The sequence below is a fragment of the Curvibacter soli genome (assembly GCF_029211125.1).
In the GTDB taxonomy this organism is placed as follows: Bacteria; Pseudomonadota; Gammaproteobacteria; order Burkholderiales; family Burkholderiaceae_C; genus Curvibacter_A; species Curvibacter_A soli.
In genome coordinates this window covers 68,440-81,270 of record NZ_JARGEN010000029.1, presented here as the reverse complement: position 1 = coordinate 81,270, position 12,831 = coordinate 68,440, and the positions used below count along the sequence as shown (strand labels likewise).

At 68.6% G+C, this 12,831-nt stretch carries 10 protein-coding genes and 1 pseudogene; 4 read left to right on the top strand and 7 right to left on the bottom strand.

Annotated features, from left to right (window positions below; translation table 11 throughout):
* Positions 1 to 270 precede the first annotated feature (270 nt).
* The 3 genes and pseudogenes from PY257_RS07315 to PY257_RS07305 all read left to right on the top strand — a co-directional run.
* Positions 271 to 720, top strand: a pseudogene (locus PY257_RS07315) (lysophospholipid acyltransferase family protein); the annotation flags it as partial.
* 41 nt (positions 721 to 761) lie between these two features.
* The gene (locus tag PY257_RS07310) at positions 762 to 1,352 is read left to right on the top strand and encodes a hypothetical protein (RefSeq protein ID WP_275740465.1); all 591 of its coding nucleotides are present in this window, start codon (positions 762 to 764) and stop codon (positions 1,350 to 1,352) included.
* 126 nt (positions 1,353 to 1,478) lie between these two features.
* Positions 1,479 to 2,522, top strand: a complete 1,044-nt coding sequence (locus PY257_RS07305; protein WP_275740463.1) for a zinc ribbon domain-containing protein — start codon at positions 1,479 to 1,481, stop codon at positions 2,520 to 2,522.
* On the opposite strand, the gene PY257_RS07300 is transcribed toward PY257_RS07305, so the two are convergent.
* The 7 genes from PY257_RS07300 to PY257_RS07270 all read right to left on the bottom strand — a co-directional run bounded on the left by PY257_RS07300 (position 2,506) and on the right by PY257_RS07270 (position 10,748).
* Positions 2,506 to 3,522 (bottom strand): aldo/keto reductase, encoded by a 1,017-nt coding sequence (locus PY257_RS07300; protein ID WP_275740461.1) that lies wholly within the window; start codon positions 3,520 to 3,522, stop codon positions 2,506 to 2,508. The genes PY257_RS07305 and PY257_RS07300 overlap by 17 nt on opposite strands.
* A 38-nt stretch (positions 3,523 to 3,560) precedes the next feature.
* Positions 3,561 to 5,225, bottom strand: a complete 1,665-nt coding sequence (locus PY257_RS07295) for an ABC1 kinase family protein (RefSeq protein WP_275740459.1) — start codon at positions 5,223 to 5,225, stop codon at positions 3,561 to 3,563.
* A 350-nt stretch (positions 5,226 to 5,575) separates the two neighbouring features.
* On the bottom strand, positions 5,576 to 6,433 hold the full coding sequence (locus PY257_RS07290; protein WP_275740457.1) for an ABC transporter ATP-binding protein: 858 nt from the start codon (positions 6,431 to 6,433) through the stop codon (positions 5,576 to 5,578).
* Positions 6,434 to 6,452: 19 nt separating this feature from the next.
* The gene (locus PY257_RS07285) at positions 6,453 to 7,271 is read right to left on the bottom strand and encodes an ABC transporter permease (protein ID WP_275740455.1); all 819 of its coding nucleotides are present in this window, start codon (positions 7,269 to 7,271) and stop codon (positions 6,453 to 6,455) included.
* Positions 7,271 to 8,110 (bottom strand): ABC transporter permease, encoded by an 840-nt coding sequence (locus PY257_RS07280; RefSeq protein ID WP_275740453.1) that lies wholly within the window; start codon positions 8,108 to 8,110, stop codon positions 7,271 to 7,273. Before PY257_RS07280 ends, PY257_RS07285 begins: the two co-directional genes overlap by 1 nt.
* 3 nt (positions 8,111 to 8,113) lie before the next feature.
* Positions 8,114 to 9,223: an ABC transporter substrate-binding protein gene (locus PY257_RS07275; protein WP_275740451.1), complete on the bottom strand. Its 1,110-nt coding sequence runs from the start codon at positions 9,221 to 9,223 to the stop codon at positions 8,114 to 8,116.
* A gap of 4 nt (positions 9,224 to 9,227) precedes the next feature.
* The gene (locus PY257_RS07270) at positions 9,228 to 10,748 is read right to left on the bottom strand and encodes an amidohydrolase family protein (RefSeq protein ID WP_275740449.1); all 1,521 of its coding nucleotides are present in this window, start codon (positions 10,746 to 10,748) and stop codon (positions 9,228 to 9,230) included.
* Between the two features lie 359 nt (positions 10,749 to 11,107).
* Here PY257_RS07270 and atzF point away from each other — a divergent pair, with 359 nt between their 5' ends.
* Entirely contained in the window at positions 11,108 to 12,802 is a 1,695-nt protein-coding gene (gene atzF / locus PY257_RS07265) for an allophanate hydrolase (protein ID WP_275740447.1), read from the top strand.
* Positions 12,803 to 12,831 lie beyond the last annotated feature (29 nt).

The following is a 12,831-nucleotide window of genomic DNA, read 5'->3' as shown; positions in this document are numbered from 1 at the left end:
ATATTCACCCCCGAAAAGGAATATGGCCAAATGGTATCACTAATTAATCTAACTAAACAGTATTGGGCTCATACCCGAATTGGAAAAGACTAACTCTTGCGTACGACCGAGGGGGTATGGTTGCGTTCGCATTTCCAACCTGTTTGGTTCCGGCTCTGCCGGCTTGGGATGAATCCCGAGGGCGCCAGGAGAGGCCGGCTGCCGAAATAAAGCCCTCAATTACCCCCCACTTTTAGAGAGAAAGCCTGTGTTTGCGCTGGTTCACGACCCCTGGCCAGGGCGATTCCAGTCGCGCCGCAGAAGGAAGACACACAGGCTTACGATGCTGCCTTCGCCCAGGCCGCACGGGTGCTGCGCGCGGGCGACCTGCTGGCCATCTTCCCAGAGGGTGGCATCACCCGCGACGGCCAGTTGCAGCCCTTCAAGGGCGGCGTGATGAAGATCCTGGAGCAGGCGCGTGCCGATGGGCTGGAGGTGCCCGTGGTGCCGATGGCGCTCGCCGGCCTGTGGGGCTCGTTCTTCAGCCGCATCGAGCGGGGGGCCGCCATGGCGCGGCCCTTGCGGCGTGGCATGTTCAGCCGCGTGGGGCTCAGCGTGGGCCCGGGCCTGCCGGCCGCGCAGGTGTCGCCCGAGGCACTGCAGGCCCAGGTGGGCGCGCTGCTGGCGCAGGGGGGGGGCCAGTCTGGAGGCTGTCATGGAGCCATAGCTTTCCTGTGTTAAACACGGGCCGGCGGCCCGCGTGCCGCGACCTCATGAGCGACATGCTGCAAATCATCCCCCTGACCGTACTGACCGCAATCCTGGTTTTCATCGCCAGAGAAGTCCTGGAAACCATGCGCCGCCACAAGGGCGAAGTGCGAGAACGGCAGGCCCTGCGCTCGCTGCTGGCGCGCGAGTGCGAACTCAACCACGGCACGATCAAGGCCATCCGCCACATCGTGCGCACGATCCACGAGGATTCGGCGAGCGACCCGCGGGTGGAGTTCTCGTTCGAGTTCCTGCGCGGCGGCAGGACGATGTTTCGCGTGCAGGCCAGCGGCACCGACATCAAGACCGGCTCCGTGCTGCCGCCCACCCACCGCAGCCTGATGACCTCGTACCTGCTGCGCGTGGCGACCATCGACCGCGAACTGTACGCCGTGCTGCAACCCGCCTACGACGCGCTGGCCGATCTGGAGCACGTGCGCGAGAACCTCATCTACTACGTGGCGCCCGAGGATGAGCAGGACGCCATGCATCTCGATGGTTTCCTGCGCTTCGCCGATGAGGAACTGAACCGCATCCACGGCCTGCTGGGGCGGCTGTACCAGGCCTGCGCGGGCCAGCCGCTGAGCACGCACCGGCTGCGCTGAGCGTGGGCTGAAAGCATCCGTTGCCAGCATCCGTGGCGCCGCCGGATTCGCACGGTGTTTTAAGCCTCTGCCGCAGGTACTGCCTGCGGTGGCAGCTATCAATTCAATAGTAGAGGAGGTGCGGTGATGAACAAGGGCTTGCGTCTTTCCGAGCAATGGTTTCGCCGTGGCCTGTGGCTGGTGGCGTTCGCGTTCGCATGGTTCCTCTCGGGGTTGGGCAGCACCATCGTGGGCGACCTGCCGCGCGTGGAGCAGCGCCAGACGCTCGACGACTTCATGGCGCCGCAGGCCGCCGCCCAGGCGCGCGCGGCCATCGCCGGCGCGCGCCGGGCCGAGCAGAACGCCCAGGCCGCGCTGGAGCAGGCGCGGCTGAAGGCCCGCGCGGCGCAGGCCGAGCAGCGCTCCGCCCGCGAGACCTTCGACAACTGGCTGGCCGCGCGCCGCGCCACCGGCAGCGTGGGCGAGAACGCCGAGCTGCAGGCGCGCTTGCAGGCGCTCGACGGCCTGCAGGCCGCCGCCCGCCAGGCCCAGGCGCGCGCCGAGGCGCAGGAGCAGGCTGCGCTCGACGCCCGCCAGGCCGCAGCACGCGCCCAGGACATGCTGGCGCAACTGGAGCAGGGCGCCCAGGAACAACTGGAGCAGGCCCGGCGCCGCCAGGAACTGCGCGTGTTCGGCTACCGCCTGGCGCTCACGCTGCCGCTGCTGGCGGTGGCGGGCTGGCTGTTCGCGAAGAAGCGCAAGAGCACCTACTGGCCGTTCGTGTGGGGCTTCATCTTCTTCGCGCTGTTCGCGTTCTTCGTCGAGCTGGTGCCCTACCTGCCGAGCTACGGCGGCTACGTGCGCTACGCCGTGGGCATCGTGGTCACGGCGCTGGTGGGGCGCTACGCCATCGTGGCGCTGAACCGCTACCTGGAGCGCCAGAAAGAAGCCGAGGCCCTGCCCGATGCCGAGCGCCGCAAGGACCTGGACTACGACGTGGCCCTGGCGCGGCTGGCCAAGGGCGTGTGCCCCGGCTGTGAGCGCGCGGTGGACCTGAAGGACGGCAAGACCGACTTCTGCCCGCACTGCGGCATCGGCCTGTTCGCCAGGTCCGGCGCCTGCGGCACGCGCAGGAGCGCGTTCGCCCGCTACTGCCAGGCGTGCGGCGCCGCCGCTACGCCTGCGCCGTGACCACGGGCCGACCGAAGAATGGATAGTTCGGGTCGTTGTAGCCCGGCGTGGAAGGGTGGCCCGGCGCGACCAGGCCGTCGATGAAGGCTTCGTCGTCCGGGCCGATGGCAACGTCGAGCGCGGGGAAGTAGTCCTCCCACTGCGCCAGCGTGCGCGGGCCGGCGATCACGGCGCTCACGATCGGGTTGGCCAGCACCCAGGCCACGGCGAACTGGCTCGGGCGCACGGCGCGGGCGGCGCAGTGCTCGCCGATCTTCTGCGCGATCAGGAGCGACTCCTGGCGGAACTCGGTTTCGAGGATGCGCTTGTCGCCGCGCCCGGCGCGCGTGTCCGGCCCCGGCGGGCGGCCCGGCGCGTACTTGCCCGTCAGCACGCCGCGCGCGATCGGGCTGTAGGGCACCACGCCCAGGCCGTAGTGGGCGCAGGCGGGCAGGATCTCCACCTCCGGCTGGCGGTTGAGCAGGTTGTAGTACGGCTGGCACACCACGGGCTGCGGCACGCCGGCCTGCCGGCACAGGCGGATGATCTCGGCGATGCGCCAGCCGCGGAAGTTGGAGACGCCGAAGTAGCGCAGCTTGCCCGCGCGGATCAGGTCGCCCAGCGCGCGCACTGCCTCCTCCAGGTTCTCGCCCGCGTAGTCGCGGTGCAGGTACAGGATGTCGATGTAGTCGGTGCCCAGCCGCGCCAGGCTCTGTTCCACGCCCTGGATGAGCCAGGGGCGTGAATAGTGCGAATGGTTGGGCGCTCCGTCCGTGGGGCTGCCAATCTTAGTGGCCAGTACCCAGTCGGGGCGTGCGCCGCGCAGCAGCGGCGCCAGGGTTTCTTCCGAGCGGCCCTGGTTGTAGACGTTGGCGGTGTCGATGAAGTTGACGCCGTGCTCGCGCGCGGAGGCGACGATGCGCGCGGCTTCCTCCTGCGGCGTCTGCTGGCCGAACATCATCGTGCCCAGGCACAGGGCCGAGACGCGCAGGTTGCTGGTTCCGAGGCGGCGGTAGTCCATGGGAGTGTCTCCGATAAGGGGTGGTTATAAGGGGGCGGTTAATCGGGCGCGCGCCGGCGCCTGAAAGAGAGTAGCAGCAGCACGATGCCCACGCATACGGCAACGATGCCCAGCGCCGGGAACACCGGCACGCCGAACCATACAGGGCTCATGGCCATCAGGTGCGGCGCCAGGCCCAGGATGGCCGCGGCGGTCACCACCGCGATCGCCAGCCGCGTGGCCGAGCGCTCCAGCGCCCCGGCCAGCCAGCCGATGTGGTGGATCTCGATGTCGGCGCCGATGCGCCCCTGCCGCAGCCGGTACATCAGCAGCCGCAGCGTCTGCGGCGCCTCGTCGGCCAGGTCGTACAGATCGGCCAGCACGGCCTCGCGCTGGCGCCGCAGCCGGCGCAGCGAATAGCGTGCGCCGAGCTGCTCGCGCACGATGGGCGCGGCCACCTCCACCACGTCGAACGTGGCGTCGAGCTGGCGCAGCATGCCCTCGGCGGTGACGAAGGACTTGAACAGCAGCGCCAGGTCGGGCGGCAGCAGGATGGAGGTCTCGCGTGCGATGCCCATGAAGTCCTGCAGCGCCTGCGCCAGCGACAGCGGCTGGCTGCCGTGGCGGGCGACGAAGTTCTCCACCGTCGCCTCCAGCCGCCCCAGGTCGTGCGCCGCGCCGCTCGACCACGCCAGCAGCACCATGGTCACGCCCTGCGCGCTGCCCTCCACGATGGCGCGCAGCAGCACCACGAGCTGCCCGCGCCGCCGCTCCGACAGCCGGCCCACCAGTCCGAAGTCGATGAAGCCCACGCGGTTGCCCGCCAGCGCCAGCAGGTTGCCGGGGTGCGGGTCGGCGTGGAACAGGCCGTCCCTCAGCGCCATCTGCAAAAAAGCGCGCGCCCCGCGCCGCGCCAGCACCGCGCCGTCCAGGCCCGGCGTGGTGGCCACGGCGGCGCCCTCCACGCCATCCAGGTAGTCCTGCACCAGCAGGCGCGTCGAGGTGCATTCCCACGCGATGCGGGGCAGCACGATGTCGTCCTGACCCGCGAAGTGCGCCGCGATGGCCTCGCAGCTCTGCGCCTCCTTGGTGAAGTCCATCTCGTCGCGCACTGCGGTGGCCAGTTGGCGCGCCACCACGCGCGGCTGGTAGCGCGCCAGCGCCGGCCACTGGTCTTCCAGCAGGCCGGCCAGGTGGGTCAGCAGGCGCAGGTCGGCCTCGATGCGCGCGCTAAGGCCGGGGCGCTGGGCCTTCACCACCACCGCGCGACCGCCGGGCGTGCCGTCGGCCAGCACCGCCCGGTAGACCTGCGCGATGGAGGCCGAGGCCAGCGGCGTTTCCTCGAACGCCATGAACACCTGGGCGATGGGCGCACCCAGGTCGGCCTCGATCTGCGGGCCGATCTCGCTCCACGGCACGGGCGTGACGTGGCTGTGCAGCTTCTCCAGCTCCTGCGTCCACTCGGGGCCCAGCAGGTCGGCGCGCGTGGCCAGCAACTGGCCGATCTTCACGAAGGTCGGGCCCAATTGCTCCAGCGCGCGGCGCACGCGCTCGGGCCGGGTGGCAGTGGCGATGCCAGCCTCCGTGCCGCCCGAGTCCGCAGGCGTGTGGCGCTTCAGGCCCAGTTCGCCCACCAGGTCGTCTAGCCCGAAGCGCAGCAGCACGGCGACGATTTCCTGCAAGCGGGCGCGGTCGCGCACGGCGACGACTGCGGTCTGGAGCATGGCGGTGGTTTCCTTGGGGCGGATGGCGATGCTGCACATTGTGCAGGCCCGCCGCAGGGGCCGATGGGCGAGCGGATTGCCGGGCTTGCCCGCATGGACCTGGAAACAGCAGTTGACCGCTTTGCATCCCTTGCCAGGCCGCAGGAAATCGAGCGTTGCCGGCTTCGATGGGGTTCACCTCGTGGGTGAGAGCGCCATGCGGCATTGCTCCTCCTTGCGGGCAACCAGCCCGCCGCGTCGTCGCGTCTTGCCCGGCACCCCGATCACGGCACTGGCAGGCGCATCCAACCGCCGTTTCCAGGATCATGGAGTGCGGTGCTGTATCGCGGAAGATCGAAGACGGAAAAAGGCTACCAGGCCAGTTGCAGCGCGCGCCCGCGCGTCGGGAACTCGAACGGCTGGCGCTCGGCGGGCAGGTCGTCGCTGGGGCCGTGCTCCGCCGGGTCGAGGAAGTCGCTCAGCACGTCGTCGCGGATACGGATGAAAGCCGGGTCGCTGCGGTTGCGCGGGTGCGGCAGCGGCACCGGCACGATGCGGTGGATGCGCCCGGGGTGCGGCTGCATCACCACGATCTGGTCGCCCAGGAACACGGCCTCTTCCACGTCGTGCGTGACCAGCAGCATGGTGATGCGCTCTCGCTGCCAGATGCGCTGCAGCTCGCCCTGCAGGCGCGAGCGGGTCAGCGCGTCGAGTGCGCCGAACGGCTCGTCGAGCAGCAGCAGGCGCGGGCGATTGACCAGCCCGCGCGCAATGGCCACGCGCTGCGCCATGCCGCCCGAGATTTGGTGCGGGTACGAGCGCTCGAAGCCTTGCAGCCCGACCAGCGCCACATGGGCGGCGATCAGGGCGCGCTTTTCCTGCGCGCTCAACGGCGCGTTGCGCAGGCCCACGCCGATGTTCTGCTCCACCGTGAGCCAGGGGAACAGGCGGTGGTCCTGGAACACGATGCCGCGCTCCAGGCCCGGCCCGTGCAGCGTCGCGCCGCCCAGGGCGATCTGGCCTTCGTAGGCGGCGTCTAGGCCCAGGATGAGCCGCAGCAGCGTGGACTTGCCGCAGCCGCTGGCACCCACGATGCTGACGAACTGGCCGCCCGGCACGTGCAGGTTGATGTTCTGCAGCACCTGCAGCACGCCGCCCTGGGCCTGGGTGCTGGCGTAGCGTTTGCCGAGGTTGCGGATGTCGAGTTGGTTCTGGTCGATGGTGGTCATGGGATGTGTATCGAAAAAATCAGGCGCGCCCGCCCCAGCGCGCCAGCCGGCGCTCCAGCAGCCGCGCGCTGGCATTGGCGAGCCAGCCCACCAGGCCAATGACCACCATGCCGAAGATCACCAGGTCCATCTGGAAGTGTTCACTGCCTTCGATCAGCAGGTTGCCCACGCCGTGCCCGGCCACCAGCAGATATTCGGCGCCGATGGTGGCCAGCCACGAATAGATCAGCGCCAGGTAGATGCCGGTGAAGATCGACGCGATGGACGCCGGCAGCACCACCTGCGTGACGGTCTGCCAGCGCGTGTAGCCATAGACCTGTGCCACCTCCAGCAGCGGCGCGGGCACGTTGCGGATGCCGCCCGCGGTGTTGACTACCACCGGCACCAGCGCCGCCAGCGAGAGGAACACCACCTTGGCCATGTCGCCCAGGCCGAACCAGACCGAGATGAGCGGTATCCACGCGAACAGCGAAATCTGCTTGAAGGTGTTGAAGCTCGGCCCCACCAGCCGGTTGAAGCGTGGCCACAGCCCCAGCAGCGCACCCAGCACCAGCCCGAGCGCGGTGCCGATGAAAAAACCCGTGAACTCACGCGCCAGGCTGGCCGCGAGCGCGCGCCACAGGCTCCCGCTGGCAATCAGATCCCAGCCGGTGATGGCCACATTATCTGGCGACACCAGCAGCGCGGAGTTGACGATGTCCAGCCGTGCGGCCAGCCACCACAGCGCAATGGACGCCAGCGGCAGCACCAGCCCGCGCCAACGGCCCGCGCCGCGCGGAGCCAGCGGGGCGGTGGTGGCCAGCTCGGCGGAATCGAGCGTGTGCGTCGTGGAAGCCATCAGTGCGCCCCGCCGATGAAGCGCCGTTCGGCCAGGTCCAGCAGCCGATCGATGACATAGCCGATGGCGCCCACCACGATCACGGCAGCCATCACCAGATCGAGCTGGAACAACTGCCGCCCGTAAACGATCAGGTAGCCCAGCCCTTCGCTGGAGGCCACCAGTTCCACCACCACCAGCGACAGCCAGGCCTTGGTAAAGCCCAGCCGCAGGCCGGTGAACAAGGTGGGCAAGGCGCTGGGCAGCACGATTTCCAGCACCTGCTGGCGCCGCGTGTAGCCATACACCGCACCCACCTCGCGCAGTGCCTGCGGCGCCTGGCGGAAACCCTGCAAGGTGTTCAGCGCCACCGGCACCAGCGCGGCCTTGGCAATCAGGATGTACTTCAGCGGCTCGCCGATGCCCACCAGCAGCAGCACGAACGGCAGCCAGGCCAATACCGGAATCTGCACCAGCGCGTTGAAGCTGGGCAGCGCATAGGCTTCCACGCTGCGCGACAGGCCCATGACCGTGCCCAGCAGCAACCCGAGCACGCTGCCGGCGGCAAAGCCCACCAACACGCGCTGCAGGCTGGCGCCGGTGTGGAGCCACAGGTCGCCGCTGGTCGCCAACTCGCGCAGCGTGTCCGCCACGAATTGCGGCGAGGGCAGCACCTGCGGCGGTATCCAGCCCCGGTCGGCGCCGGCCCACCACAGCGCCAGCAGGGCCAGCGGCAGCAGGAAGGGCTCCAGCCAGCCGCCCGCGCCGCGCAGGGCATGCCAGAAAAGGGCTGCGCCATGAGCCGTGGGCGTTGGCGTTGCCGCGGGCGAGGCGGCGAGGGCGCTGGCGGCTTCTGTCATGGTTCAGCGGACGGTGGCCACAAAAGCCGATCCGGGCAGCGGGCGGCCCTTGGCGTCGAACGCGGGCCAGCGTTTTTCCAGCCCCTGCTTCTTCAGCGCGGCCTGGAGATAGCGGGTGTCGAACCAATCGTCCACGCTGACCTCGCGGCGGATCAGCTTGAGCTTGAGCGCGTCCTGCACCACGGCCTTGTAGCGGGCGATGATGAAGGCATCGACCAGCGGCGAATTGCGCACGGCCAGGTCCTGTTGATCGAACTCCGCCGCCCACGATGCGACGGGCGTGCCGCTGCGGGCCCAGATGTCGAACAACGCGCTGCGGTTCTTCTCGTCGGAGGACCAATCGGCCGCCTTGACGAACACGTCCACCACGCGCTGCACCTCGGCCGAATGCTCTTTCGCGAACTCCTCGCGCACCAGCAGCGCGGCCTGGCGCGTCAAGGCCGGGTCCTGCCCCTGGGTGGTGTAGATCACCTTGGCCAGGCCCTGGTCGCGCAGCTTGAACCACTCGTAGCCGCCGAAGGCCGCGTCGACGCCGTTGGACACCAGCGCGGCCTGTGCGCTGCCGGCGTCGAGGTTCACCACCTTCAGGTCGCGCTCGGTCAGGCCGTTGGCGGCCAGCGCCTTGATGGCGACCAGGTGCCCGTTGGTGCCACGGAAGATCGAGACCTTGCGGTCTTTCAGATCCTGGATGCCCTTGATGTCGGAGTGGGGCGGCGTCACCACGTAGAGGTTGTTGCGCGCGCCGCAGGGCAGCAGCAGCTTGGTCTTCAGGCCGTTGGCGCGGCCCACGACCTGCGGCAGGTCGCCCTGGTAGGCGAAGTCGATCTGCCGGTTCGACAGCGCCTCGTTCACCGCCGGACCCGCGCCCTTGAAGAACAGCCATTCGACCTGGATGCCGCTGGCCTTGAATTCGTCTTCGAGCAGGTGGTTGACGCGCACCACGCCGCCCGGCGAGCCGCCCCAGGTGAGGGGATCGCCCCCGCCCGCGGTGGCCACGCCGATGCGGATGGCTTGTGGTGGAGCCGCCAGCGCCAGGGCGGGCAGGCAAGCCAATGCCAGCGCAGCCAGAAATGCGAGCGCGCGCCGGCGCGGTGATGTCGGTGGGGTGTGCATGGTGTCAGGCCCCGTGCGTGGAGGTGGAAAGCTTGCGTTGCACGTCGGTGCCGGCGAAGAAGTGCGGATTGGCCTCGGTGTAGAAGCGGTACGGGTTGCCGAACACGAAGGCCTTGAAGTCGGCGGGCGAAAGCACGCCCTGTTCCACCAGGTCCCAGCTTTCGGCCAGTGGCTCGGTCAGGTCGGGCACGTCCCAGTGGCCGACGTCGGACGACCAGATGGCGTTGACCTTGGCGCCCAGCGGGTTGGCGCGCGTGTTGAAGGCCGCGCCCACGGTGCGGTCGTCGGCCTCGGAGCCGAAGTAGAAGCTGTCGAGCCAGCGCGTGCGGATGTCCTCCACGCGCTCGATGCCGGCGGCGGCGAAGTCGTCCAACTCCGCGCCTTCGGGCTCGCGGCTGTGCGGCAGCGCCGAAATCCCCAGGCTGTCGCGCAGCAGCGTCTCGCGGTTCAGCGGCCGGCCCTTGGTCAACTCGCTGCCGTAGCGCTCGAACAGCGATGCCAGCAGGTCGAGGTCGGCGTGCGCGGGGTTGTAGTTCTGCACCGCATTGCGGTTGCGCTTCTCCCAGCGGTCCACCAGATGGATGTAAACATGCGCGCCCCAGTCGGCCCCGCCTTCGAGCAGGCCCAGGCGCAGACCCGGGAAGCGCCTGGTGACGCCGCCGAAGAACAACGCCTTGGCGAATGCCTGCGAGCCGTCGGCAAAGTGGCCGATGTGGTTGAACATGTAGTTGCTGATGGAGGAACGCCCCGTCCACCCCTGGCTGCCATAGTGCGTGGTGATGGGCACGCCCAGCTCCACTACCTTGGCCCAGAACGGGTCGTAGTCATAGGGGCTGTCGATGCCGTAGAAGTCGGTGTAGCTGGCGCGGCGCGCCACCTCGGGGTGTTGGGCCCTGGGGTATTTTTCGGCCAGGGCCGCGATGGGCCGGCGCACGCCGCCGGCGATGTTGATGACCTTCAGCCCCAGCGTCTTGACGGCAAATTCCAACTCCTCGATGCCTTCTTGCGGCGTGTTCAATGGAATGCCGGCCACGGGCGTCAGGCGATGCGCATGCTTGCGGTACAGGTCGGCGTGGAAGTGGTTGATGGCGCGGTGCAGCGGCTGGCGGAATTCGTCGCCCGCGGCGGCGGGCGCCAGCACGTCGTTGGGGAACAGCACGGAATAGTCGGCGCCCTGTTCCTCCAGCCGCTCGGCCAGCAGGTCGGGCAGGGTGTAGGTGGCCAGATCCAGCGTGTTGCGCGTCACCCGCGCCCACCAGGGTGCGCGCAGGGTGCGGTTGTGCTGACGCTCGGCGGGGGTCTGCTGGTACCAGTCGCGGCCGGCGCCGTCGCGCGTGGCAAAACGCCCGCCCAATGCCTTGCGCAGCGCATCGACCAGGGCCGCGCCGCCGTAGTGCTGCACGTAGTCCTCCAGCGCGGGGGCGAAGTCGTTGACGTGCACGTCCGTGTCGATCACGGGATAGTCAAGCCGTGCCTTGACGGCGACGGAGCGGGATGCGTGGGCGGGGCGCAGGCGGTCATTCATGGCGAGTTCTCCAGGGAATAGTGAGAGGCCTGAGCGTAGGCAGTGCGTTGCACCCTGAGAACGAACGATTCCGCATAATCTCGCGCGCCAAATACATATGGGAATTGCCTATGGCGGGGCCCTGGGACTTGCCCTGGGTGGTGCATGGCATGTCCACGCTGGTGCGCGGGCAGTGCCTCGCACAGGTTTGCCATGCACGGGCTGCTGCTGGTTTTTGGATGCCGCCAGAGAGAAAACGAACGGTTTTCGCGCTCACGCCTGCAAGTTGGGTGGCTTTGGCATATGTCTTGCTAATCTTGGATACAAGGTTGAATGCAAATTAGCAAAACATGCAAAAACATTCCACGCATATGCCGCCCATGGCACAGCAAGGTGGCGATGGCGGCCAGTCCGATGCCGCATGGATCCAGCGCCTGGAACCCAGCTTGCGCGGCAACGCACAAGGCCCGCTGGCGGGCCTGCGCTTTGCCGTCAAGGACAACATCGACGTGGCGGGCGTGCCCACCACTGCCGCCTGCCCCGCATTTGCGCACACGCCCGTTGTGCATGCGGCGAGCGTGCAGCGGCTGCTCGACGCGGGCGCGGAGCTGCTGGGCAAGACCAATCTGGATCAGTTCGCCTGCGGCCTCAACGGCAGCCGCTCCCCTTATGGCGCGGTGCCCAATGCATTCGATGCGCGGTACGTCAGTGGCGGCTCGAGCTCGGGTTCGGCTTATGTGGTCGCCACGGGCCAGGCCGACTTTGCACTTGGTACCGATACTGCGGGCTCGGGCCGCGTGCCCGCTGGGCTGAACAACATCGTGGGTCTGAAGCCGAGCAAGGGGCTGGTGTCCGCGCGTGGCGTGCTGCCTGCGGCGCAGAGCGTGGATTGTGTGTCCATCCTCGCGCCTACCGTCGCCATGGCGGTGCGTGTTCTTGAATGCCTGGCGGGTTATGACCCTGCAGACCCTTATTCGCGGCCACTGCCGATGCATACCGAGCCGCTGTCTGCGGCGTTTCGTTTCGGCGTGCCATCGCAGCTGGAGTTCTTCGGCGACCAGCAGGCCGCCGCGGCCTTTGCCCAGGCCGTCGCGGGGCTGGAGGCGCTGGGCGGCCAGCCTGTGCCCATCGACTATGCGCCGCTCGCCGATGCCGCGGCGCTGCTGTACGAGAGCGCGCTCGTCGCCGAGCGTTACGCGGCGGTGCGCGGGTTTTTCGACGCCGAGCCCGGCGCGGTGATCGAGCCCGTGCGCTCCATCCTGGCGGCGGGCCAGCAGTACGGGGCTGCCGACGTGTTCGACGCCCAACATCGGTTACAGGCGCTGACGCAGCAGGCCAGCGCGATGTGGCGGGGGAAACAGGGCATAGACGTGCTGTGCGTGCCGACGGCGCCTACGCACTGCACGCTGGCTGCCATGCGCGAACAGCCCGTGGAGCGCAACCGCGAGCTGGGCTATTACACCAACTTCGTCAACCTGATGGACTATGCCGCACTCGCCGTGCCCGCCGCGCTGCGGCCGGACGGCCTGCCTTTTGGCATCACGCTGATTGGCCCTGCAGGCGGCGACTGGCAACTGGCGGAACTGGGCCAACGCTTCCACCACGCCACCGCCTTGCCACAAGGTGCCATGGGCCAGCCGTTGCCGGCCCCGCTGTCCATTCCGGCGCTGCGGCCCACGCCGGCCACCCACCTCGAATTGGTTGTGGTCGGTGCGCACCTGAGCGGCATGCCGTTGAACGGCCAGCTCATCGAGCGCCAGGCGCGCCTGACCCAAACCACGGCCACCGCGCCGCATTACCGCCTGTATGCCTTGTCTGGCACCACGCCGCCCAAGCCGGGCCTGGCCCGCGTGGAAGCAGGCGGTGCCGCCATTGCCGTCGAAATCTGGCAGGTGCCGCTGCATGCCGTGGGGAGCTTTCTCGCATTGGTGCCGCCACCGCTGGCGCTGGGCAGCGTGGAACTGGCCGATGGCCGTTGGGTGCATGGCTTCGTCTGCGAAGGCCATGCGCTGCTGCATGCCGAAGACGTGACGCACCATGGCGGCTGGAAGGCGTATCGCGCCCAAGCGAACTAGTGCAGTGTTCTTGTCTTTACTTTCAACGG